Annotated in this window: 23 protein-coding genes; 6 read left to right on the top strand and 17 right to left on the bottom strand. The window is 58.2% G+C overall.

Annotation, left to right across the window (positions count from 1 at the left end; translation table 11 throughout):
* Positions 1-340 precede the first annotated feature (340 nt).
* Complete coding sequence (paeA, locus tag C2E15_RS18505) at positions 341-1,663, top strand: polyamine export protein PaeA (protein ID WP_104958672.1); 1,323 nt, start codon at positions 341-343, stop codon at positions 1,661-1,663.
* 75 nt (positions 1,664-1,738) lie between these two features.
* On the opposite strand, the gene C2E15_RS18510 is transcribed toward paeA, so the two are convergent.
* Positions 1,739-1,945, bottom strand: coding sequence for a DUF1107 domain-containing protein (locus C2E15_RS18510; RefSeq protein ID WP_038623933.1), 207 nt, complete (start codon positions 1,943-1,945; stop codon positions 1,739-1,741).
* A gap of 319 nt (positions 1,946-2,264) precedes the next feature.
* Between C2E15_RS18510 and C2E15_RS18515 the strand changes: the two genes are divergently transcribed.
* A complete protein-coding gene (locus C2E15_RS18515) occupies positions 2,265-2,825 on the top strand; it encodes a YtfJ family protein (RefSeq protein ID WP_104958673.1) in 561 nt (186 codons plus the stop codon).
* Between the two features lies 1 nt (position 2,826).
* Here C2E15_RS18515 and cysQ read toward each other — a convergent pair whose 3' ends face one another.
* Positions 2,827-3,570, bottom strand: a complete 744-nt coding sequence (gene cysQ / locus C2E15_RS18520) for a 3'(2'),5'-bisphosphate nucleotidase CysQ (protein WP_104958674.1) — start codon at positions 3,568-3,570, stop codon at positions 2,827-2,829.
* Between the two features lie 323 nt (positions 3,571-3,893).
* On the opposite strand from cysQ, the gene C2E15_RS18525 reads away from it, so the two are divergent.
* Positions 3,894-5,840: a bifunctional 2',3'-cyclic-nucleotide 2'-phosphodiesterase/3'-nucleotidase gene (locus C2E15_RS18525; RefSeq protein ID WP_104958675.1), complete on the top strand. Its 1,947-nt coding sequence runs from the start codon at positions 3,894-3,896 to the stop codon at positions 5,838-5,840.
* A 157-nt stretch (positions 5,841-5,997) separates the two neighbouring features.
* Here C2E15_RS18525 and C2E15_RS18530 read toward each other — a convergent pair whose 3' ends face one another.
* Both C2E15_RS18530 and bamJ read right to left on the bottom strand, forming a co-directional pair.
* A complete protein-coding gene (locus C2E15_RS18530; protein ID WP_104958676.1) occupies positions 5,998-6,282 on the bottom strand; it encodes a hypothetical protein in 285 nt (94 codons plus the stop codon).
* Positions 6,283-6,530: 248 nt separating this feature from the next.
* A complete protein-coding gene (gene bamJ / locus C2E15_RS18535; RefSeq protein ID WP_104958677.1) occupies positions 6,531-7,151 on the bottom strand; it encodes a BamJ family beta-barrel-assembly machinery protein in 621 nt (206 codons plus the stop codon).
* A gap of 217 nt (positions 7,152-7,368) precedes the next feature.
* On the opposite strand from bamJ, the gene C2E15_RS18540 reads away from it, so the two are divergent.
* Positions 7,369-7,911, top strand: coding sequence for an OapA family protein (locus C2E15_RS18540; protein ID WP_104958678.1), 543 nt, complete (start codon positions 7,369-7,371; stop codon positions 7,909-7,911).
* Between the two features lie 89 nt (positions 7,912-8,000).
* On the opposite strand, the gene rplI is transcribed toward C2E15_RS18540, so the two are convergent.
* The 5 genes from rplI to yjfP all read right to left on the bottom strand — a co-directional run bounded on the left by rplI (position 8,001) and on the right by yjfP (position 10,538).
* Entirely contained in the window at positions 8,001-8,450 is a 450-nt protein-coding gene (gene rplI, locus C2E15_RS18545) for a 50S ribosomal protein L9 (RefSeq protein ID WP_104958679.1), read from the bottom strand.
* A 40-nt stretch (positions 8,451-8,490) separates the two neighbouring features.
* A complete protein-coding gene (gene rpsR, locus C2E15_RS18550) occupies positions 8,491-8,718 on the bottom strand; it encodes a 30S ribosomal protein S18 (protein ID WP_000135199.1) in 228 nt (75 codons plus the stop codon).
* 4 nt (positions 8,719-8,722) lie between these two features.
* Positions 8,723-9,040 carry a primosomal replication protein N gene (gene priB, locus C2E15_RS18555; RefSeq protein WP_104958680.1) on the bottom strand — a complete coding sequence of 106 codons (318 nt, stop codon included), beginning with the start codon at positions 9,038-9,040 and terminating at the stop codon, positions 8,723-8,725.
* 6 nt (positions 9,041-9,046) lie between these two features.
* The gene (gene rpsF / locus C2E15_RS18560) at positions 9,047-9,442 is read right to left on the bottom strand and encodes a 30S ribosomal protein S6 (RefSeq protein ID WP_104958681.1); all 396 of its coding nucleotides are present in this window, start codon (positions 9,440-9,442) and stop codon (positions 9,047-9,049) included.
* A gap of 346 nt (positions 9,443-9,788) precedes the next feature.
* A complete protein-coding gene (yjfP, locus tag C2E15_RS18565; protein ID WP_104958682.1) occupies positions 9,789-10,538 on the bottom strand; it encodes an esterase in 750 nt (249 codons plus the stop codon).
* A gap of 208 nt (positions 10,539-10,746) precedes the next feature.
* On the opposite strand from yjfP, the gene C2E15_RS18570 reads away from it, so the two are divergent.
* Together C2E15_RS18570 and bsmA are read left to right on the top strand one after the other, a co-directional pair.
* Positions 10,747-12,678, top strand: a complete 1,932-nt coding sequence (locus C2E15_RS18570) for a methyl-accepting chemotaxis protein (RefSeq protein ID WP_104958683.1) — start codon at positions 10,747-10,749, stop codon at positions 12,676-12,678.
* 54 nt (positions 12,679-12,732) lie between these two features.
* On the top strand, positions 12,733-13,065 hold the full coding sequence (gene bsmA, locus C2E15_RS18575) for a biofilm peroxide resistance protein BsmA (RefSeq protein WP_104958684.1): 333 nt from the start codon (positions 12,733-12,735) through the stop codon (positions 13,063-13,065).
* On the opposite strand, the gene C2E15_RS18580 is transcribed toward bsmA, so the two are convergent.
* The 8 genes from C2E15_RS18580 to hflC form a co-directional block, all read right to left on the bottom strand.
* Positions 13,039-14,661 carry an isovaleryl-CoA dehydrogenase gene (locus C2E15_RS18580; protein WP_104958685.1) on the bottom strand — a complete coding sequence of 541 codons (1,623 nt, stop codon included), beginning with the start codon at positions 14,659-14,661 and terminating at the stop codon, positions 13,039-13,041. The genes bsmA and C2E15_RS18580 overlap by 27 nt on opposite strands.
* A 142-nt stretch (positions 14,662-14,803) precedes the next feature.
* Positions 14,804-15,538 (bottom strand): 23S rRNA (guanosine(2251)-2'-O)-methyltransferase RlmB, encoded by a 735-nt coding sequence (rlmB, locus tag C2E15_RS18585; RefSeq protein ID WP_104958686.1) that lies wholly within the window; start codon positions 15,536-15,538, stop codon positions 14,804-14,806.
* Between the two features lie 77 nt (positions 15,539-15,615).
* The gene (gene rnr / locus C2E15_RS18590; protein ID WP_104958687.1) at positions 15,616-18,075 is read right to left on the bottom strand and encodes a ribonuclease R; all 2,460 of its coding nucleotides are present in this window, start codon (positions 18,073-18,075) and stop codon (positions 15,616-15,618) included.
* A 16-nt stretch (positions 18,076-18,091) separates the two neighbouring features.
* On the bottom strand, positions 18,092-18,538 hold the full coding sequence (nsrR, locus tag C2E15_RS18595) for a nitric oxide-sensing transcriptional repressor NsrR (protein ID WP_104958688.1): 447 nt from the start codon (positions 18,536-18,538) through the stop codon (positions 18,092-18,094).
* A 206-nt stretch (positions 18,539-18,744) separates the two neighbouring features.
* A complete protein-coding gene (locus tag C2E15_RS18600; protein ID WP_104958689.1) occupies positions 18,745-20,043 on the bottom strand; it encodes an adenylosuccinate synthase in 1,299 nt (432 codons plus the stop codon).
* Positions 20,044-20,199: 156 nt separating this feature from the next.
* On the bottom strand, positions 20,200-20,400 hold the full coding sequence (locus C2E15_RS18605) for a DUF2065 domain-containing protein (protein WP_104958690.1): 201 nt from the start codon (positions 20,398-20,400) through the stop codon (positions 20,200-20,202).
* Between the two features lie 126 nt (positions 20,401-20,526).
* Complete coding sequence (locus tag C2E15_RS18610) at positions 20,527-20,856, bottom strand: DHCW motif cupin fold protein (RefSeq protein ID WP_104958691.1); 330 nt, start codon at positions 20,854-20,856, stop codon at positions 20,527-20,529.
* Between the two features lie 140 nt (positions 20,857-20,996).
* Complete coding sequence (gene hflC / locus C2E15_RS18615; RefSeq protein ID WP_104958692.1) at positions 20,997-22,004, bottom strand: protease modulator HflC; 1,008 nt, start codon at positions 22,002-22,004, stop codon at positions 20,997-20,999.

Consider the following 22,004-nt stretch of genomic DNA (forward strand, 5'->3'; position numbering starts at 1 on the left):
ACGTATTGTCCGCAAACCCGCGCTGCGTTACAACCGGGAATGCTTATTCCGTGCGCATCGGTAGTGGAAAGCGTTATTTTCACCGGCGCAGGAGAGCCGCCTGTTTTTTGCGCGCCTTGCCGCTGTCACAGCGCTGGCGGGCGATATGGGGCTGCTGCTATAATCGTCGGCAGCCGTTAACGCGGCTTTTGTCATTCCTTTCTGCCCCGACCCTGCGTGTCGAACCGGCGCAGACATTTTTGGCACGGATAGCTCAGCATAGCCGTAAGGTCCGGCGATATCGCGTCGCGCGCGCTGCCCAGGCCAAAAATGACAAGTATCAAAAACCAACGGACTCTATATGTTAGATAGCTTGCTTGTCATACTCGTGTTGATTGCAGTCAGCGCCTTCTTTTCTTTGTCGGAAATTTCGCTGGCGGCCGCGCGTAAAATTAAACTTAAACTGCTGGCCGATGAAGGCAATATCAACGCGCAGCGCGTATTGAAAATGCAGGAAACGCCGGGCATGTTCTTTACCGTGGTGCAGATCGGCCTGAACGCCGTCGCCATTCTCGGCGGTATCGTCGGCGATTCCGCCTTCTCCCCGTCGTTCCGCAACCTGTTCGATGGGCTGGTCTCGCCGGAGCTGGCCGATCAGCTGAGCTTTATCTGCTCGTTTACGCTGGTGACCAGCCTGTTCATTCTGTTTGCCGACCTGACGCCTAAGCGCATCGGGATGATCGCGCCGGAAACCATTGCCCTGCGCATTATCAATCCGATGCGCTTCTGCCTGCTGCTGTTCCGCCCGATGGTGTGGTTTTTCAACGGCATGGCCAATATGATTTTCCGCCTGTTTAAAATCCCGATGGTGCGCAAAGATGACATCACCTCCGACGATATCTACGCGGTGGTGGAGGCGGGTGCGCTGGCCGGGGTGCTGCGCAAGCAGGAGCATGAGCTGATCGAAAACGTGTTTGAGCTGGAGTCGCGCACCGTGCCCTCCTCCATGACCTCGCGCGAGAACATTATCTGGTTCGATCTGCATGAAGACGAGACCAGTCTGAAGACGAAAATCGCTCTGCACCCGCATTCGAAGTTTCTGGTCTGCAACGGCGATATCGACCATATCGTCGGCTATGTCGATTCAAAAGAGCTGCTGCTGCGCGTGCTGGGAAATCAGAGCATGGCGCTGAACAGTGGCGTGCAGATCCGCTCCGCGCTGATCGTGCCCGATACCCTGACGCTATCGGAAGCGCTGGAAAGTTTCAAAACCGCCGGCGAAGATTTCGCGGTGATCATGAACGAATATGCTCTGGTGGTGGGCATTATTACCCTTAACGACGTAATGACTACCCTGATGGGCGATCTGGTCGGCCAGGGGCTGGAAGAGCAGATTGTCGCGCGCGATGAGAACTCCTGGCTGGTGGAAGGCGGCACGCCGATTGACGACGTGATGCGCGTACTGGATATCGATGAGTTCCCGCAGTCCGGCAATTATGAAACCATCGGCGGCTTTATGATGTATATGCTGCGCAAGATCCCGAAACGCACCGATTTCGTTAAGTTCGCCGGCTATAAGTTTGAGGTGGTGGACATTGATAGCTACCGTATCGATCAGCTGCTGGTAACGCGTATTGATGAGCGTCCGGCAACCCTGACAATCAGTAAAGAAACGGAAGAGTAACGTGGCGGGGAGGCGGTCAGAGGAGGTTCGGGCCGCCTTACAGCGTCAGGGCGCGATTGTCGCGCCCCGCTATCATCACTGATATTCAGCCTGCAGTCGAAGCACCTGACGGTTCACTTCGGACATGACGCTATAGTGCTGCTTATCCTTAACGCGCGGTACGAGAATTTTACCTTTATCAAACTCGAACGCGCCCACATCCTTGATGTAAATCCTTCCTTTAAACAATGTTTTAACGTATTTGGCTATCTGGAAAGGATTATAACGCTGGAAAATCTTCATCTTACTTTCAACTCCTGAAAAATTAATACGCTTCGCCGTTGCCAAAATCGGTACGCGCCCATGAAGCGTCAAATGCCGATAAACTATAGAACATCATCCCTTTCCTGTGTTCCTAAAATTAAACTTTTTTACTGAACTGACACATCATTACAGGACACTCTGTTATCAGTGCCTTTTAACGCAGTATAAACGCTCTGCCGAAAGCAATTTGTGCAGTCCACCGCAAAGCTGGCAGGCCGTCGAGACAGCAGCATAATGGCTGCTTATTATTTCAGAATCATGACCAAGTGGTCCGATCACCTGCCAAAAGGAAAAAATAATGACTCGCGCCTCGCTTACCCTTTTATGTAGCCTGCTGCTGCCTGTAGCCGGCGGCGCCCACGATTTTGTTAATGGCCAGCGCGTTGCGCCGGTAGGCGTCAGTGATAAAGGAGAGCTTAACTATCAGCCGCAACAGGATAGGTTCAGCTATCGCGCCTGGAATAGCGCCCAGCTTATCGGCAAAGTGCGGGTGGTGCAGCACATCGCCGGCCGCTCATCGGCGAAAGAGAAAAACGCGGCGCTGATCGAAGCGATTAAGCAGGCGAAGCTGCCGCACGATCGCTACCAAACCACCACCCTTATCAATACCGACGATGCCATTCCCGGCACCGGCATGTTCGTGCGCAGCAGTATCGAGAACAATAAAAAGCAGTATCCCTGGTCGCAGTTTATCGTCGACAGCGACGGCGTGGCCAAACGCGCCTGGCAGCTGGAGAAAGGCGGGTCCGCAGTGGTAGTACTGGATAAGGAGGGGCGGGTGCGCTTTGCCAAAGATGGCGCGCTGACGCAGGAAGAGGTACAGCAGGTTATCGCCCTGCTGCACCAGCTGCTTAACTAGCTCAGAAGATAGACACGCGGAAGCCCGGGTTCAGGAATGATTCGCGCGGCGCATAGTCCAGCGTGCGCCCTTTCCAGTCGTGGACGTGCGCGCCGGCGGCGATCGCCACCGCATGTCCTGCACCGGTGTCCCAGATATTGGTTGGCCCGAAGCGCGGATAGAGCTGCGCCTTGCCCTCCGCCACCAGACAGAATTTCAGAGAAGAGCCGATGGCGATAGTTTGATGCTCGCCCAGCTGCTTCAGGTACTCCTCCAGCTCGTCTCCGTCGCGGTGGGAACGGCTGACCACCACAAGCGGCGGACGTGCATCGCGGATTTTAATCTGCGCTTTCTCTCCCGCCTCTTCCTTCCACGCTTTTCCTTCCGCCGCGGAGTACATCACTCCCAGCACCGGGGCATAGACCACCCCCAGCACCGGCTTGCCCTGTTCAATCAGGGCGATATTGACGGTGAACTCGCCGTTGCGCTTAATAAACTCTTTGGTGCCGTCCAGCGGATCCACCAACCAGTAGCGCTGCCAGTGCTGACGGATTTCCCAGCTCTGCGGATCTTCCTCCGACAGCACCGGCGTATCCGGCGTCAACTGCTGCAAGCCTCGCATAATGATGTTGTGCGCGGCCATATCGGCGGCGGTCACTGGCGAATCGTCAGATTTGTGAGAAACGTCGAGCGGAGCCTCGCCATTGTAAACGTTCATAATGGCGTCGCCCGCTTCGCGCGCCAGTTGGCAAATTTGCTCTAACATTTTTCACCTCTTCATTGATGACCGGGATAAGCCTGACGCCAGCGCCAGGCTTACTACGAAGGATCATGCTCTTTAAGCATAGCAGCTGGCGCCCAATCGCCGTTTTACGCGCGCGCCAGCCGGCCCTGTCGGTAGATTATTTATTTATCAATAGCATACTTAACGCGCCGCTGTCATTACTCTTGCGGCGACGCGGCTTTTCATTCCCCGTCGCCTCCGACGCAGCGGATTATTTATCTGTTCCCCGTCACACATTTGTACGAAGAAACGTCACGTTTGCCGATTATTTTGAGAACGTTAATGGACTATTTTCAGGAGGAAAAATGATTAAAAGCATAACGCTGCTGGCGCTGTCGGCGGTTTCGATGGCGGTTTCCGCCGCGACGGTGGATCTGCGCATTCTGGAGACCACCGATCTGCACAGTAATATGATGGACTTCGATTACTACAAAGATAAGCCCACCGATAAGTTCGGCCTGGTGCGCACCGCCACGCTGATTGCCGCCGCCCGCGCGGAGGTAAAGAACAGCGTGCTGGTGGATAACGGCGACGTGATTCAGGGTAGCCCGCTGGGCGATTATATGGCGGCGAAGGGGCTGACATCGGGCGAGACGCACCCGGTCTACCTGGCGATGAACCGGCTGGACTACAGCGTCGGCAACCTGGGTAACCATGAGTTCAATTACGGCCTCGACTACCTGCAAAAGGCGCTGGCGGGCGCGCACTTTCCCTATATCAACGCCAATATCATCGATGTCGCGACCGGCAAGCCGCGCTTCACGCCCTGGCTTATCAAGCCGGAGCAGGTCACCGGACGCGACGGCAAAACCCATACGCTGAAGGTCGGCTATATCGGCTTTGTGCCGCCGCAGATCATGGTCTGGGACAGAGCGAACCTGGCCGGCAAAGTGACGGTCGAGGATATTACCGCCACGGCGCGCCGCTGGGTGCCGGAGATGCGTAAACAAGGGGCCGATGTGGTCGTCGCCATCGCCCACTCCGGCCTTTCCAGCGAGCCTTATCACGCGCTGGCGGAGAATTCCGTCTGGTATCTCAGCCAGGTGCCGGGCATCGATGCCATCATGTTCGGCCATGCGCACGCCGTGTTCCCTGGCGAGGAATTCGCGTCCATTCCGGGCGCGGATATCCGCCAGGGCACCCTGAACGGCATACCGGCGGTAATGCCGGGCATGTGGGGCGATCATCTTGGCGTGGTCGACCTGACGCTGAGTAATGACAGCGGCAAATGGCAGGTGACGCAGGCGCGCGCCGAGGCGCGGCCCATCTATGACAAAGCGGCGAAAAAATCGCTGGCGCAGGAGGATGCGACGCTGGTCGCGGCGCTGGCCGAGGCGCATCGCGCCACGCGTGATTTTGTCGCCCGGCCGGTCGGCAAGTCGGCCGATGTAATGTACAGCTATCTGGCGCTGGTGCAGGACGATCCGACGGTGCAGGTGGTGAATAACGCGCAGCGCGCCTACGTAGAGCATTTTATTCAGGGCGATCCCGACCTGGCGCGCCTGCCGGTGCTGTCCGCCGCCGCGCCCTTTAAAGCGGGCGGGCGCAAAAACGATCCTGCCAGCTATACCGAAGTGGAAAAAGGCGAGCTGACTTTCCGCAATGCGGCCGATCTCTATCTCTACCCAAATACGCTGGTAGTGATGAAGGTGAATGGCGCGCAGGTTAAAGAGTGGCTGGAATGTTCCGCAGGCCAGTTTAATCAGATCGATCCGCAGCAGCGGCAGCCGCAGGCGCTGCTCAACTGGAACTACCGCACCTATAACTTCGATGTTATCGACGGCGTGAACTACCAGATCGATGTGACGCAGCCGGCGCGCTACGATGAAGAGTGCCAGCTTATTCATCCGCAGGCGTCGCGTATTAAAGATCTCACCTGGCAGGGCAAGCCGATCGATGCGAAAGCGACCTTCCTGGTCGCCACCAATAACTACCGCGCCTGGGGCGGCAAGTTCGCCGGCACCGGCGAGAAATATATCGCCTTCTCCTCCCCGGATGAAAACCGCGCGGTGGTCGCGGCCTGGATCGGCGCGCAAACGCAGGCGCAGGGGGAGATTCATCCACAGGCGGATAACAACTGGCGGCTGGCGCCTGTTCAGAGCGACGTGCCGCTCGATATTCGCTTTGAAACGTCGCCGGGTCATAAGGCCGCTGACTTTATTGCGCATTACGGCATCTATCCCATGCATTATTTGCAGCAGGATGAAAATGGCTTTGCGGTTTATCGTATCGATCTACAGGAAAAGCAATAAAACGCCCGGTAAAGATAAATAAAAAAGCCAGCGCAGGCTGGCTTTTTCTCACGCGATAATGGCGGCGACCACGATAATTATCCGTTGCGCCGTTGGCCGCGTTTTACGTCGTGCATTATATTTAAATATCGCTGTTGAACAACGGGACGGCGACGCCTTATTTCGGCGCCGTCAGCTGCTTAATCGCACTAAGGCCGTTTTCGACGATACCCACCACGCCGTTGCCGATATCCTCAATTGCGCCTAACAGGTTGAGGCTCAGTAGTTTGCCGATGCCGCTGCCCAGCAGGCCGGCCGCGGCCGAGGCGTTAAGCGTGATACCGCCGAGCGCGGCGCCTTTATCAACGACGCCGCCGATCGCCGCGCCAATATTGGTGCCGATTTCATCCAAAATACCGCAACCGGCAACCTGCTCCATTTCCTTATCGTTTAGCTGACGCATATTCTTCCCTCTTTTTAGCTCAGGTTCATTATTGCCTGCTAAATACCAGGCAGGCTGATTATAGTGAGCCACTTTTCATTAATGCAACCGGTTAGGCGACAGAATAAGTCAATATATTAATGCTAAAAAGATAAAAACGGGACAACAGCCTCGATGGTGTAATAACAGGTTGTCCCATAAGGCATTCAATAAAAAAAGCAGGCGTCGATGAGCCTGCTTTTTTGGTTTTATTATTTAGCGCCGCAGCATTAAATAATGTCTAATAATTCAACTTCAAAGACCAGGGTGCTGAACGGCGGGATAGACGCGCCGGCGCCGCGCTCGCCGTAGGCCAGGTTGTGCGGAATGGTCAGCTCCCATTTAGAGCCTACCGGCATCAGCGTCAGGGCTTCGATCCAGCCAGCGATAACGCCGCTCACCGGGAATTCCGCCGGCTCGCCGCGCGCGACGGAGCTATCGAATACCGTGCCGTCGATCAGCTTGCCGGTATAGTGAACGCGTACGTGATCCTGACGAGACGGAATCGGGCCGGTGCCCTGGTTGATCACGCGGAACTGCAGGCCGGACTCCGTGCTGTTCACCCCTTCGCGCTGGCTGTTTTCCTGCAGATAGGTCTGCCCTTCTGCCGCCATCGCCTGCTGGCGCTCGCGACGCACCGCGTCGGCGCGCTCGTGAATTTCACGCAGCGCACGATGCACGACGTCAACCGGCACCGCTGGCGCATTCCCTTCCAGCGCATCGCGCAGGCCCGCCAGCATCGCCTCCGGCAGTAATCCCTGCAGGCCGGAATCCAGCAGCTGCTGGCCTACCTGCAAACCGATACCGTAACTTGCCTGGGCTTCAAGGCTGTCAAAAGAAGGGGTCGTCATAGTTTATCCTTTCATCATTGCATCAAAAGAGCGGGCAGCATATCAGCCCAGGCTGCGGCGGTAAAATATGCATTCTCCCGATGACTTTTCGTAGCGAAAAGGAAACAATAGCGCCATCGCAATTTTTGTAATCCAGACAGGCACTTTGCGTCTTTTTTGCCCATAATGCATCGTTGAGAGCAACTGCGACGCGCCCGAGGTGCTGGAGGTAAATGTAATGCATAAGGAATCCCGTGTCGGCATCCGCTCACGGCTGACACGCCTCTGGCACCTGCCGGATGATATCAGCTGGATGCGTCCCCTGCCGCCAGCGCATCGGCGCGGCATTATTCTGGCGCTGCTGGTGATGCTGCTGGCATTTCTCTGGCCTGCGCCCTCGCCGCGCGACAGCGCACCGCCTCCGGGGACGGACGCCGCTAGCAAAGAGATGCCGCTGCAGGCGGATATTTATGACCCTGCCGCCCCTGCGCAGCAGCAGCCTTCGCCGCAAAAGGATGAGGATCGCTGGCAGAGCTATCAAATCGCTTCCGGCCAGACACTGGCGCAGCTGTTTCGCGACAATAATTTAGAGGTGAATGATGTTTTCGCTATGGCGCGCGTCGAGGGCGATGATAAGCCGCTGAGCAACTTGCATAGCGGTCAGCAGGTGAAGATTCGGAAGGATGCGAACGGCGTGGTGACAGGCTTAACGGTAGAGAGTGATAACGGGCCGGTCCTGTTTACCCGCCAGGCCGACGGCTCTTTCCTGCGCGCGCAGTAGCTGACAGCCAGACGCCGCAGCGCGTTGCGCGTTGCGCGACCAAACAAAAACGCCGGCCCAGGGCCGGCGTTTCCGTACTACTGAATTACTTACTCAGCAACGATGTTAACGTTCAGCTTAGCAAATACTTCACTGTGAACCTGGAAGCTCACTTCATGCTCACCGATGGTGCGCAGAACGCCGTTCGGCAGGCGAACTTCGCTCTTCGCCACGTCAACGCCAGCCGCAGTGACTGCGTCAGCGATGTCGCGGGTACCGATGGAACCGAACAGTTTGCCTTCGTCACCCGCTTTAGAAGCGATGGTCACGGTGCCCAGTGCGTTGATTTTCTCAGCGCGAGCGTTGGCTGCAGCCAGAACGTCAGCCAGTTTGGCTTCCAGTTCGGCACGGCGAGTTTCGAAGAACTCAACGTTTTTCTTGGTTGCCGGCACAGCTTTGCCCTGCGGAACCAGGAAGTTACGAGCGTAGCCCGCTTTAACGTTGACCTGATCGCCCAGGCCGCCCAGGTTTGCTACTTTATCAAGCAGAATAACTTGCATTACCTTATCCTCTCAAAGTCGATAATTGGACAGTGGCCGATTACTGATGACGATCAGTGTACGGCAGCAAAGACAGGTAGCGCGCGCGCTTGATAGCACGAGCCAGCTGACGCTGGTATTTAGCGCGAGTACCGGTGATACGGCTCGGTACAATCTTACCGCTTTCAGTGATGTAGTTTTTCAGCGTAGCGATATCTTTGTAGTCGATCTCTTGAACGCCTTCCGCGGTGAAACGGCAGAACTTGCGACGACGGAAATAACGTGCCATTTGGCTAGTCTCCAGAATCTATCAATTCAATCTGCTCGGCATGCAGCACTATTTTACTCAGGCCATTGCGCCCTTGGTGGCTGCAAATAAAGCCTTCAACGGTGATCTGCGTGCCGACCGTTATATGTTGAGTAATCGCCTGATTCGCCTGTCCGCTGATAATCACGGGCATACGACACCAGGCCTGCCGGAAGAATCCGGCCTCTTCCTGCTGCGAGCGATGCTCAAGCACCAGCTGGCAGTGTGGAATCCCTGACGGACTTACTTTTTGCAACGGCATCCTGCACACAGTGCCGGATAAACGCAGCCGGTTCGCCGTCACGGTCGATTACTCTTCAGAATCCCCGGCATCTGCATCGTCAGAGGTTTCGTTAGCGAAATCTTCACGACGCTCACGGCGCTCGTCTTTCGCTTTAACCATCGGAGATGCTTCGGTTACGGCGTTTTTGGTACGCATAACCATGCTGCGGATAACGGCGTCGTTGAAGCGGAAGTTTGTTTCCAGCTCATCGATGACTTCCTGCGGCGCTTCAACGTTCAGCAGAACGTAGTGCGCTTTGTGCAGTTTGTTGATCGGGTAAGCCAGCTGACGGCGGCCCCAGTCTTCCAGACGGTGAATCTTGCCTTCTGCACCAGTGATGGCACCAGTGTAGCGCTCGATCATGCCCGGAACCTGTTCGCTCTGGTCAGGATGAACCATAAAGACGATTTCGTAATGACGCATCGAGTTTGCTCCTTACGGATTATTCAGCCTCCTGTCAGGGTCAGCCGCGGCCCATGGAAGCAAGGAACGTTATAGGCTGTGTCCCGCAGCTGTCGTAAGCGGCGACAAAAGCGTGTTAGCAAGGCGGAGGGAACGGAGAACGGACTCCATGACAACGCAGATAACATGGTTTTGCAGCGCGGCTCATTCAACAGCTGTGAGACACAGCCTGCTAATGCGGCTGAAAAATTGACGCGTAATCATACTGAGCCACGAGGGGAAACTCAAGCGGGATTCGCATTAAATCTGCGTTTAGCCGCGCGGCCGCGCATCAAACCAGCCGCATGGTCAGGAATATGTTTACTGTTCAAAGGGATGCGCGGAAGAAATCCACCAGCGAATGCAGGGCCAGCGGCGTAATTTTATGGCCGACGCCCGCTTCGGTGAGCCAAGTCAGACGCTGATCCAGCCGCGCATTGCGCAGTGCCGCCGTCAGACGCCGCGTTTCCGCAGCCGGCACCACCTCATCCGCTTCGCCATGCCACAGCAGTAACGGACGGTCCGCCAGCCTGGCGAGCTGTCGGCTGGGATCGTAGGACGCCAGCGGCGCAAGGCGCTCGCTTAACGCTGCCTGCTGCTCCGGCGTCTGCGCCGGGAAAGGCGGAAACAGCGTCTGGCTCAGCGACATAAAGTAACCAGAGCCCATCAGCGAGGCGACGCGGTCAATCTGCGGATAGCGAGCCATCGCTCCCAGTGCCGTCATGCCGCCCATCGAGGCGCCCGCCACGCCGAAATGGCCCGCTTCGATCCAGCCGCGCGCGCGTAGCGCCTTTTCTATCTGCGCCGTCTCGTCGATGTTGCTGCGCAGGATGTCCCAAAAGCGGCTCAGCCGTCGCGCCTCGTCGCCGTCGTAACGGGAACCATGTCCATCGGCGTCCGGCATAATGGCGCGAAAGCCGGCCTGTGCCAGCGCGACGGCGGCCCACGCATAGACCTCTTTCGAAGAGAGGTAGCCGTGCCAGAAAATCACCGTCGGCAGCGCGCGATCGCGCGCTCCGGCGGGGGCGGCGTGCAGGCACTCAATTCCGTCGAGCGATTCCGTGGCAAGCTCAATCATCGATTTTGCTGTTCTGTTTTCCTGCTGCATCTTGCCCCGCCTCACGCCGTTGCCGTAGATAAAATCGCTTTCGATTATAAGCCATTAGCCGCCATCTTTATGTGTGGCATGAAAAAAGTTTCCTTTTCCCTGCGGTTTGTAGGGTAAAACTTCGCCGCTTTTGGCCGTTTAACGAGATCCCATAATACAATCTAAAGGGTAATAACTCATGAAGCGTCTTTCACTTAGCCGCGCCAGTTTAGGCGTCAAGCTATCGGTAATGACCTCCTTGAGCGTGGCCGTTCTGTTTCTCATCCTCACGCTCGCTTTAAGCAATAACGCAGCCAAACAGCTTCAGTCGCTCACGCTGGAGAATATGGAAAACCAGGTCGCGGGCATCGGCGATATGGCCGGGCTGTTCAACGCGACGCTCAGCGAAGAAGTGGCGAATTACACCAACCTGTTTCAAAGCTTCCTGCCGAAAACCTTCAGCCGTGACGAAAGCGCGCGTATCGCCGTCGGCGATTTTTCCACGCCGACCCTGTGTGCCGGGCTGAAAACGCTGAACCTCGATGAAGAGGTGGTGGATGATTTCCTCGCGCGCACCGGCGCGATCGCCACCATTTTCGTGCGCGACGGCGATGACTATATTCGCGTCGCCACGTCGCTGCGTAAAGAAGATGGCTCGCGCGCCATGGGCACCCGTCTCGATCGCCAGAGCGCAGCGTTCGCGCAGGTGAACAAAGGTGAAGCCTATCGCGGTCTCGCCGCCCTGTTCGGCAAACGCTATATCACCCAGTATCAGCCGGTGACCGATCAGAGCGGCACGGTGGTCGGCATCCTGTTCGTCGGCGTGGAGATCGGCAAGCAGATCGCGCTGATGCGCGATAAGGTGCTGGATAAATCCTTCAGCGATACCGGGCGCTTTATGGTGATGAGCGGCGCGCCGGACCAGACGCGCGGCAAATGGCTGTTCCATCCGCAGGAAGAGGGAAAAATGGCGCGCTGGGCGCCGGAGGTGATGCAGCAGCTGACCTCACAGCAGAGCGGCACGCTGGAAACAGTACTGGATGGCGAATCGCGTATCGTCGCCTGGCAGCGCCTGCCCGGCTGGAACTGGATTATCCTCGGCAATGTCGATAAAGACAGCCTGCTGGCGCCGATCACCTCTGCGCGTAACACCTTCCTGCTGCTGGGTCTGGGGCTGGTGATCCTCTTCGCGCTGGGCTTCGTGGTGATTACCCGTCGCTGGGTCAGTACTCCGCTGCAGCAGGTCATCCATCTGGCGGAGCAGTACGCGGACGGCAACCTGCAGGCAACGCTGCAAACGCGCCGCAGCGACGAAGTTGGCCAGCTGATCGCCGCCATCAATGGCATCGGCGACGGCCTTGCGCGCATCGTGTCGCAGGTGCGCGCCGCCGCGCAGGAGATAAGCCAGGGCACCGACGCCATCGCCCTGAGCAGCGAAAACATCAGCGAGCAGATCACCCGTCAGGCCAGCAGCGTGGAGGAGACCTCCGCCAGCATGGAACAGCTCGGCGCCACGGTCGATCAGAATGCGGAGAACGTCTCGCAGGCGCTGAAGCTGGTGGCGGAAGCGGCCACCGCGGTACAGCAGGGCGATGAGAAAGTGGCCCGCTCGGTCAACACCATGTCGGAGATTAAAGTTTCCTCGCAGAGCATCGCCGATATTACCCACGTGATCGAATCGATCGCCTTCCAGACCAATATCCTCGCGCTGAACGCGGCAGTAGAGGCGGCGCGCGCCGGCGAGCATGGCAAAGGGTTTGCGGTGGTGGCGGCCGAAGTGCGCGCGCTGGCAAGCCGCAGCGCCCAGGCGGCGAAAGAGATCGACACGCTGATCGCCACCTCCATCAGCAGCGTTAATCAGGGTCATACGCTCTCCGAACAGACGCGCAGCGCCATGGAGAACATCGTTACCCGCATCGAGCAGGTTAAAGCGCTGATGGGCGAGATCAATGTCGCCTCGCAGGAGCAGTCCGCCGGCATCGGCCAGGTGAATATCGCGATGACGCAGATTGGTCAGGCGACGCATCAGAACACCGAACTGGTGGCGCAATCGGAAGATACCGCCCATGAACTGAGCAAGAAAGGGCATCATCTCACCGAGCTGGTCAGCATTTTCACGCTGAAAGGCTAACGCTCCCGTGGGGATCGCATACACTTTAGCGATCCCCACTGCGAGGAAACCTGAATGCGCTATCTCTCTTTGCTGCTGTTAACCCTGACGCTTAGCGCCTGCAGCGCGCTGCGTCCGACGCCCGAAGCGCCGCCGCCGCCAACCCATCAGGCGCAGGAGATCGATCGCGGACAGAGCCTGGGGCTGCCGCGGCTCGGCAGCATCACCAGCACCACTCGCGGCTCGCCGGACGACGCGCAGCGCGAAATCGCCCAAAAAGCCAACGCTGCGGGCGCAGCCTACTATCAGATTGTCGCGCTCAGCGAAACCGTGATGCCGGGCATGTGGTATGCCTCGGCGTTGCTGTACGGCCCGGCTTCTTCAGCCGCCGGTAGCGCGCAGCAGTAAACGCTCGCTGACCGCTTGATGTATCAACGCAGGCCCGCGCGCATCAAGATAGTGACGGCACCAGGCGTCTGCCAGCGGCGGCTCCAGCCCGGTCAACAGTAAACCGGCGGTTGCCAGCCGCACCAGCTGGCCGGTCAGCTCGCGTGCCTGCGCCTCCTGCGGCTTACGCAGGCGCAGTTGCAGCTGACGCCAATGACGATCGACATGACGATTTAACCCTTTCACCTCTTCAAACTGCGCGGCCAGCATCTCCGGCAGGGCGGGATGCTTCCTGAGAACACGCAGCACGTCCAGGCACATCACGTTACCCGCCCCTTCCCAGATGCTGTTGACCGGCGCTTCACGGTAAAGCCGCGGCAGTTCGCTCTCTTCGCAATAGCCGACGCCGCCGACAATCTCCATCGACTGCGCCACAAAGGGCGCGCCCTCCTGACAGATGGCGAACTTCGCCGCCGGGGTAAACAGACGCGCCCAGGCGCGCTGCTGCTCATTCTCCGGCTGTGACCAGGCGTGGGCGAGGCGCATTAACAGCGCGGTTTGCCCCTCCAGCTGTAGCGCCTGCTGGCAAAGCAGCTGCCGCATCAGTGGCTGATCCACCAGCGCTTTCCCCATCACCAGGCGCTGATGCGCGTGGTAGAGCGCGACAGAGAAAGCGCGGCGCATCAGGCTGTGACTGCCGAGCGCGCAATCGAAGCGGGTATAGCCGCCCATTTTTAAAATCTGGCGCACCCCTTCCCCCTCTTCCCCCAGTAGCCAGCCGAGCGCGCCGTCGAACTCGACCTCGCTGCTGGCGTTGCTACGGTTGCCCAGCTTCTCTTTTAGCCGTTCGATACGCACGGCGTTGCGCGTGCCGTCCGGCAGCAGGCGCGGTAAGAAGAAACAGCTGATGCCGCCCGGCGCCTGCGCCAGCACCAGGTGCGCGTCGCTTTGCGGCACCGAGAAAAACCACTTATGGCCGGTAAGGCGATACGCCTCGCCGTTGCCCCGACTGTCGACAGGCTCGGCGCGCGTGGTATTGCTGAGAACATCCGTGCCGCCCTGCTTTTCCGTCATGCCCATGCCGATCAGCAGGCCGCGTTTTTGCGGCGCGGGCTGCAGGTGCGCGTCGTAGCGATCGGACAGCAGCGGCGGCAGCCAGTCGGCAAACAGCGCAGGCAGGCTGGCCTGCAGCAGCGGCGTCGCGCCGAAGGTCATGGTTATCGGGCAGAGCGTGCCCGACTCCACCTGGCCGTGTAGCATAAAACGCGCAGCCCGGGCGACGAACGCCCCGGGACGCGCGTCCGCCTGCCAGGGGAGATTGTGGACACGATTGGCGCACAGCCCCTGCATCAGCAGATGCCAGGCGGGATGGAAGCGCAGGTCATCCAGCCGCGCGCCGCGCGCGTCATAACGCAGCAGCTCGGGCGGAAAGGCGTTCGCCAGCCGTCCCAGCTCCAGTGATTCGCTGCTGCCGAGCTGTTGTCCGACCGAGGCCAGCAGATCCCGATCCCAGCCGGCGCCATAGCGCGCCACGGCGTCACACAGGGGCGTATCGGAAAGAAACAGGTTGCTGTTGCTGAGGGGAAAAGGCTGATTGAAAACGGTGTGGGTCGACATAACGGGGATCTCCGTACGGAAACCCCGCTTAAGGCCAGACCGGGCTTCCTGGGTTGTCCTGCAGTGGTTTAATTATGCAGAAAGACCGGCAAGATGCCCGCGTACAACGCAGGTTTCGGGGCGCAGGTCACGCCCCGAAGCGTCAGCTGCGGCGCTGGCGCACCGCTTCAAACAGACAGATGCCGGTGGCGACGGAGACGTTCAGCGACGACACGCTGCCCGCCATCGGCAGACGGATCAGATCGTCGCAGTGTTCGCGCGTCAGACGGCGCATGCCCTCGCCTTCTGCGCCCATCACCAGCGCCAGCGGACCGGTCATTTTGCTTTCCCACAGGTCATGCGTCGCTTCGCCGGCGGTGCCGACGATCCAGACGTGATACTCCTGCAGCAAACGCATCGTGCGCGCCAGGTTGGTGACGCGGATCAGCGGTACGCTTTCCGCCGCGCCGCAGGCGACTTTTTTCGCCGTGGCGTTGAGCTGCGCCGACCGATCTTTCGGCACGATCACCGCATCTACGCCCGCCGCATCGGCGCTGCGCAGACAGGCGCCAAGGTTGTGGGGATCGGTCACGCCGTCCAGAATCAGCAGCAGCGGTGATTCAATCGAGGCCAGCAGATCGGGCAGATCGCCTTCCTGATAGTGCCGTCCCGGCTTCACCTGCGCGATGATACCCTGATGCACCGCACCTTCTACCTTGCTGTCCAGCCACTGACGGGTGGCGACCTGAATAACAATGCCCTGCGCTTCCAGCGCGGCGATCAGCGCCTGTAAGCGACGATCGTCGCGGCCTTTCAGGATCCAGACCTGCTGGAAACGTTGCGGGTCGCGCTCTAACAGCGCCTGTACGGCGTGAATGCCGAAAATTACTTCACTCATGTTTTATCCGATGCTGGTGACGGGCGGCCCTGCCGCCCTTTGGCCTGCGGCGCGACAGGGTTCGCCTGTGTTACCGCTTATGCCTCTTTTTTCTTCGATGCGCGCTTCGCTTTGGTTGCGGCAGCGATTTTACGGGTTTTGTCCGAAGGTTTTTTCGCTTTTTTCTCGCCTTTCGGCTTGTCCGCTTTTTTACCTTCGCCTTTGGCTGCGCCTTTGCCTTCGCCGCGGAACGCTTCGTTCGGCTCGAAATTGGCGTTTTTACGCATCTCGCGGCGGCGTTTGTTATGGGTGCCGGCGCCGCCTTTCTTCGCCTTTTCGCGTTCGGTTTTGCCTTCGCCGCGCGGACGGCGCTGGCTGGAGATCAGCGCGAAATCGATCTTGCGCTCATCCATATGCACTGCCTCTACGCGCACTTCAACGGTATCGCCGAGGCGATAGGTGCGGCCACCCGATTCACCAATCAGGCGCTGGCCGACGGCGTCAAAGCGGTAGTAGTCATTGTCCAGCGTCGAGACATGCACCAGGCCGTCGATAAACAGATCGTTGAGGCGTACAAAGAAGCCGAAGCCGGTAACGCTGGCGATCACGCCGGTAAAGGTATTGCCGACCTGGTCCTGCATAAAGTCGCACTTCAGCCAGTCCGCGACGTCGCGCGTCGCTTCATCAGCGCGGCGCTCGGTCATCGAGCAGTGCAGGCCCAGCTGCAGCATCTGCTGCATATCATAGTGGAAGCCGCCGGTCGGCGTGCTGTTGCCTTCCAGCGTGCCCGCCTGCTGCGCCAGCAGATATTTGATCGCCCGGTGCAGCAGCAGATCGGGATAGCGGCGGATCGGCGAGGTAAAGTGCGCATAGGAAGAGAGCGCCAGGCCGAAGTGGCCACGGTTTTCCGGATCGTAGACTGCCTGCTTCATCGAACGCAGCAGCATGGTCTGCAGCATTTCGTGGTCGGGACGATCGGCGATGGTTTCCAGCAGCTCGGCGTAATCCAGCGGCTGCGGCTTGTTGCCGCCCGGCAGCGACAGGCCCAGCTCGGCCAGCACGGAGCGGAAGCTCTTGATGCTGTCATCGCTGGGACGATCGTGGTCGCGGAACAGCGCCGGCTCCTGATGCTTCTCAACAAAGCGCGCCGAGGCGATGTTCGCCAGGATCATGCACTCTTCAATCAGCTTATGGGCGTCGTTGCGCACCGTGCGCTCTACGCGCTCAATGCGGCGCTCGGCGTTAAAGATAAACTTCGCCTCTTCGGTTTCAAAGGAGATGCCGCCGCGCTGTTCGCGCGCCTTCTCCAGCACCTGATACATGCTGTGCAGCTCTTCCAGATCTTTCACCAGCGGCGCGTATTGTTCGCGCAGTTCCGGGTTACCCTGCAGAATCGCCCAGACTTTGTTGTAGGTCAGGCGCGCATGGGAATTCATTACCGCTTCATAGTGCTTGTAGCCGGTCAACTTACCGCTGGCGGAAACGGTCATTTCGCACACCATGCAGAGGCGATCAACCTGCGGATTCAGCGAGCAGAGCCCGTTGGACAGCACTTCAGGCAGCATCGGCACCACCTGCGACGGGAAGTAGACCGAGGTACCGCGGTTATGCGCTTCGTTATCCAGCGGCGTGCCGGGACGCACGTAATAGCTGACGTCGGCGATGGCAACCCACAGGCGCCAGCCGCCGCCACGTTTTTTCTGGCAGTAAACGGCGTCATCGAAGTCGCGCGCATCTTCACCGTCGATGGTGACCAGCGGCAGTTGACGCAGATCAACGCGCCCCTGCTTCGCCTCTTCCGGCACCTCTTCACGCAGCGTCGCGATCTGCGCTTCGAGTTCGGCTGGCCAAACGTGCGGAATTTCATGGGTACGCAGCGCCATATCGACCGCAAGGCCGGTGCCCATATCGTCACCCAGGACCTCAATGATTTTGCCGATCGCCTTGGAGCGACGCGTTGAACGCTGCACCAGCTCCACCACCACCACGGAGCCCATATGCGCGCTCATCACCTCTTCCGGCGGGATCAGGATATCGAAGCTCAGGCGGCTGTCGTCCGGCACCACAAAGCCAACGCCGGCTTCGGTGAAGTAGCGGCCGACGATCTGGCTGTTACGCGGCTCCAGTACGCGTACCACGCGCGCCTCGCGGCGGCCCTTGCGGTCGGCGCCCTGCGGCTGAGCCAGGATGATGTCGCCGTGCAGACAGAATTTCATCTGTTCGGCGGAGAGGTAGAAATCATCTTTTTGCCCTTCGACGCGCAGGAATCCGTAACCGTCGCGGTGGCCGATCACCTTGCCGCGCAGCAGGTCGAGACGCTCAGGCAGCACGTAGCACTGGCGACGGGTAAACACCAGCTGTCCGTCGCGCTCCATGGCGCGCAGACGGCGACGCAGCGCTTCCAGCTGCTCTTCGCCTTCAATATGCATTTCAGCCGCCAGCTCTTCACGGCTGGCCGGTTTTTCACGTTTTTCTAAATGCGCGAGGATGAACTCGCGGCTTGGAATGGGGTTTTCGTATTTTTCAGCTTCTCTTTCCTGAAAAGGATCTTTTGACATAGCGGTTCCTCCGTTGTCAGCAGCCGGCCAGCGTTGAAGCTTCAGGCTCCGGCAGCAAAATTTTATAAAGCGGATGGTTATCCTTTACCAGATCGGCCAACGTATAGTTATCCAGCTCGCGCAGGAACTGTTGCGTCGCCTCGTTCAGCGCCTGTCGCAAGCGGCAGGCGGGCGTAATGGCGCAGATATCGCAATTCACCAGCTGCAGCGGTTCCATTTCCCGTACAACCTGTCCGACAACAATTTCCGAGGCGGGTTTACCAAGGCGAATGCCGCCGTTTTTACCGCGTACGGCGGCGACATAGCCCAGACGACTCAGCTGGTTGATGATTTTGACCATATGATTGCGCGACACGCCGTAGGTGTCGGTCACCTGCGTGATGTTCGTCATCTGTCCGGCCGGCAATGACGCCATGTAAATCAGGGCGCGTAGGCCGAAATCGGTAAAACTCGTCAGCTGCACAATAACCTCGGTGAATTTCTGGTGAATTTCATCCGCTTAGCATAATTATTATCTAATGATGATAAACCAGCCCATAAAATTGAGGGCATTTTTTTAAGCAAGCCGGATTTCAGGAAAGCGGTAAGCAAAGTGGGCGGGAATAAAGAGCGGAGCGCCTGCTGTCACACAGAAGACAAAGGCCGGACAGGGTCCGGCCTTTCGCGCAATCAGGCGTCAAACGGATGACGCAGGATCATGGTTTCGCTGCGATCCGGACCGGTAGAGATAATATCAACCGGTACGCCCGTCAGTTCTTCAACACGCTTAATATAATCGCGCGCTGCCTGCGGCAGTGCGTCAACCGATTTCGCGCCAAAGGTGCTTTCGCTCCAGCCTGGCAGGGTTTCATAAATCGGTTCGATGCCTTCCCACCCTTCCGCGGCCAGCGGCGTGGTGGTGACTTCGCGGCCATCCGGCATACGGTAGCCCACGCAGATTTTAACCTCTTTCAGGCCATCCAGCACGTCCAGTTTGGTCATGCAGAAGCCGGAGAGGGAGTTGATCTGCACCGCGCGGCGCACCGCGACCACGTCCAGCCAGCCGGTGCGACGGCGACGGCCAGTAGTGGCACCGAATTCATTGCCCTTCTCACACAGGAATTCGCCAACGTCATCAAACAGTTCGGTCGGGAAAGGACCGGCGCCAACGCGGGTGGAGTAGGCTTTGATAATGCCCAGCACGTAATCGACGTAGCGCGGACCGATGCCGGAGCCTGTCGCCACGCCGCCGGCGGTGGTGTTGGAAGAGGTGACGTAGGGATAGGTGCCGTGATCGATATCCAGCAGGGTACCCTGCGCGCCTTCGAACATGATCAGATCGCCGCGCTTGCGCGCGTTATCCAGCAGATCGGAAACGTCAACTACCATGCCGGTCAGGATATCAGCGATCGCCATAACATCTTTCAGCACGGTGTCGTAATCTACCGCTTCTTCTTTGTAGTAATGCACCAGCTGGAAGTTATAGAAATCGACAATCTCTTTCAGCTTGGCGGCGAAGGTCTCTTTATTGAAGAGATCGCCGACGCGCAGGCCGCGACGCGCGACTTTATCTTCGTAAGCCGGGCCGATGCCGCGACCAGTGGTGCCGATCGCCTTCGCGCCACGCGCTTTTTCACGCGCCAGATCCATTGCAACGTGATATTGCAGGATCAGCGGACAAGCTTCAGAGAGTAACAGACGTTCACGTACCGGGACGCCACGCTCTTCCAGCCCTTTCATCTCTTTCATCAGCGCTGCCGGAGACAGCACAACGCCGTTACCGATGATGCTGGTGACGTTTTCACGCAGGATGCCAGAGGGAATTAAGTGGAGAACGGTTTTTTCACCGTTGATGACAAGCGTATGACCCGCATTGTGGCCGCCTTGATAGCGCACAACGTATTTAGCGCGCTCTGTCAGAAGGTCAACAATCTTACCTTTGCCTTCGTCACCCCATTGGGTGCCCAGTACGACAACGTTCTTACCCATTTTCTTGAAACCACCGATTGCTTAAAAATGGATTCTACCACCATGATTTTCCACTTTCAGCACTTTTAGCATACGATTGCGCAGTTTTTTGATCGCGATTTGGTCAGCGTCATATCGCCGTTTTCATGGCGTTTTGCGCCGCGCCTGGATATGGCATTAGCTGCCGCCATGCACACTCAACATATAGTAAATCACCGCGCCGGCCACCACTAATCCACCGCCGAAACGGTGCAGCAGACGGTCCGGCAGCTGGGCCATCGCGACGATCATCCGGCGCCAGAGACGCGGCCACAGCATCGGCCCTAATCCTTCCAGCACCAATACCAACGCCAGCGCCATCCATATGGTTGTTTTCATTATTTCTCGATAGTAAACAGGAAGAAGCTGGCGATTATGCACACTGGCGGATAATCCGTAAATATGAGGCTGAAGGAAGCGGTGGGAAAAAGCGTGACCGAATATATCACGCCTTCAGCAGGAAAATTAATCGACGATAAACAGCTTAGCGCCGCCCGGCGAAGAGGAGCGATGCGCTTCGGCGTTGTCCGCCACCTGATAACTCATGCCCGGCGTCAGAATAAAGGTGCGGCCATCCTCCAGTTCAGTATGCAGCTCTCCGTCGAGGCAGTAGAGAATATGCCCCTTATCACACCAGTGATCGGCCAGGTAGCCGGCGGAATACTCTACGATCCTGACGCGGATATCGTTAAAGCGTCGGGTACGCCACAGCGCGTATCCGCGCTCGCCCAGATGCTTTTCCGCTACGATTTTATGCCAGTCAGTGGTGCCGAAAGGAAGATTGTTGATGTGCATACCAGCCTCTGTGTAAGGAAACAATGGATAACGGTTTTCTACAGCGTAAGGACAAAGCGTGCTTAGGCAGAGCGGACGCTCTGTGATGACATGATGCAGATAAAAAAAGAGCCGACGCAAGGTCGGCTCTGTTGGCAGGATTAACGCGCCGGAGCGGCGGTAGGCGATTTCATGTAGCGGAAGAAATCGCTGTCCGGACTCAGCACCATCACATCCTGGTTATCGCTGAAGCTCTTCTCGTAGGCACGCAGGCTGCGGATAAAGGAGTAGAATCCCGGATCCTGGCTGAACGCGTCAGCAAACAGCTTAGCGGCTTCGGCATCGCCTTCACCACGGGTGATCAGCCCCTGACGCTGCGCTTCCGCCAGCGTACGGGTTACCTGGTAATCGGCCTGAGCGCGCAGTTTTTCCGCCTCTTCCTGGCCCTGTGAACGCTGGCTACGCGCGACCGCTTCACGCTCGGCGCGCATACGGTTGTAGATAGCATCGGACACTTCAGTCGGCAGGTTGATCTGCTTGATGCGCACATCCACCACTTCGATACCCAGCGCCGCCATACTGTTCGGGTTGATTGACGGCTCGCTGCCTTTGGTTTCGCGCTCGACGCGCGCCGCGGCATGGGCGATGGCGTCATCCGCCGCCGGCGTTTGCACTTCGTCGTCGCGTCCGGCGCTGCCGGTGTTCAGCGCGTCGCGCACGTCGGTGGTCAAACGGCCGCGTGAATCAGTCACGATATCTTTTACGTCAAGACGGCCCATCTCAGAACGCAGACGGTCGCTGAACTTACGTTTCAGCAGCACTTCCGCCTGAGAGACATCGCCGCCGCCGGTCGCCAGGTAGTAACGGCTGAAGTCGCTGATGCGCCATTTGATATAAGAATCGACGATCAGATCCTTTTTCTCTTTGGTCACAAAGCGATCGGCCTGGTTATCCATAGTCTGAATGCGGGCGTCCAGCGATTTAACCGATTCCAGGAACGGGATCTTAAAATGCAGGCCCGGCGCGAACACCAGCGGCTTGTTATCATCATCACGCAGAACTTTGCCGAAGCGCAGCACGATGCCGCGCTGGCCTTCCTGCACCACAAACAATGACGCGTACAGCACCACCAGTACAACAATAATTAATACGATTAATGGCTTACGCAT

The sequence above is a fragment of the Mixta gaviniae genome, assembly GCF_002953195.1.
Lineage (GTDB): Bacteria > Pseudomonadota > Gammaproteobacteria > Enterobacterales > Enterobacteriaceae > Mixta > Mixta gaviniae.

What these genes read in the sequence shown, in the direction of transcription:
- yjfP (WP_104958682.1), bottom strand. Translation starts at nt 10,538, where the DNA reads ATGATTGAGCTTGCCACGGAATCGCTCGACGGAATTGAGTGCCTGCAC.
- rlmB (WP_104958686.1), bottom strand. Translation starts at nt 15,538, where the DNA reads ATGAGTGAAGTAATTTTCGGCATTCACGCCGTACAGGCGCTGTTAGAG.
- C2E15_RS18610 (WP_104958691.1), bottom strand. Translation starts at nt 20,856, where the DNA reads ATGCACATCAACAATCTTCCTTTCGGCACCACTGACTGGCATAAAATC.
- C2E15_RS18525 (WP_104958675.1), top strand. Translation starts at nt 3,894, where the DNA reads ATGATTAAAAGCATAACGCTGCTGGCGCTGTCGGCGGTTTCGATGGCG.
- bsmA (WP_104958684.1), top strand. Translation starts at nt 12,733, where the DNA reads ATGCGCTATCTCTCTTTGCTGCTGTTAACCCTGACGCTTAGCGCCTGC.
- bamJ (WP_104958677.1), bottom strand. Translation starts at nt 7,151, where the DNA reads ATGACGACCCCTTCTTTTGACAGCCTTGAAGCCCAGGCAAGTTACGGT.
- paeA (WP_104958672.1), top strand. Translation starts at nt 341, where the DNA reads ATGTTAGATAGCTTGCTTGTCATACTCGTGTTGATTGCAGTCAGCGCC.
- hflC (WP_104958692.1), bottom strand. Translation starts at nt 22,004, where the DNA reads ATGCGTAAGCCATTAATCGTATTAATTATTGTTGTACTGGTGGTGCTG.
- rpsF (WP_104958681.1), bottom strand. Translation starts at nt 9,442, where the DNA reads ATGCGTCATTACGAAATCGTCTTTATGGTTCATCCTGACCAGAGCGAA.
- cysQ (WP_104958674.1), bottom strand. Translation starts at nt 3,570, where the DNA reads ATGTTAGAGCAAATTTGCCAACTGGCGCGCGAAGCGGGCGACGCCATT.
- rpsR (WP_000135199.1), bottom strand. Translation starts at nt 8,718, where the DNA reads ATGGCACGTTATTTCCGTCGTCGCAAGTTCTGCCGTTTCACCGCGGAA.
- C2E15_RS18570 (WP_104958683.1), top strand. Translation starts at nt 10,747, where the DNA reads ATGAAGCGTCTTTCACTTAGCCGCGCCAGTTTAGGCGTCAAGCTATCG.
- rnr (WP_104958687.1), bottom strand. Translation starts at nt 18,075, where the DNA reads ATGTCAAAAGATCCTTTTCAGGAAAGAGAAGCTGAAAAATACGAAAAC.
- C2E15_RS18530 (WP_104958676.1), bottom strand. Translation starts at nt 6,282, where the DNA reads ATGCGTCAGCTAAACGATAAGGAAATGGAGCAGGTTGCCGGTTGCGGT.
- C2E15_RS18510 (WP_038623933.1), bottom strand. Translation starts at nt 1,945, where the DNA reads ATGAAGATTTTCCAGCGTTATAATCCTTTCCAGATAGCCAAATACGTT.
- C2E15_RS18580 (WP_104958685.1), bottom strand. Translation starts at nt 14,661, where the DNA reads ATGTCGACCCACACCGTTTTCAATCAGCCTTTTCCCCTCAGCAACAGC.
- C2E15_RS18605 (WP_104958690.1), bottom strand. Translation starts at nt 20,400, where the DNA reads ATGAAAACAACCATATGGATGGCGCTGGCGTTGGTATTGGTGCTGGAA.
- rplI (WP_104958679.1), bottom strand. Translation starts at nt 8,450, where the DNA reads ATGCAAGTTATTCTGCTTGATAAAGTAGCAAACCTGGGCGGCCTGGGC.
- C2E15_RS18515 (WP_104958673.1), top strand. Translation starts at nt 2,265, where the DNA reads ATGACTCGCGCCTCGCTTACCCTTTTATGTAGCCTGCTGCTGCCTGTA.
- C2E15_RS18600 (WP_104958689.1), bottom strand. Translation starts at nt 20,043, where the DNA reads ATGGGTAAGAACGTTGTCGTACTGGGCACCCAATGGGGTGACGAAGGC.
- C2E15_RS18540 (WP_104958678.1), top strand. Translation starts at nt 7,369, where the DNA reads ATGCATAAGGAATCCCGTGTCGGCATCCGCTCACGGCTGACACGCCTC.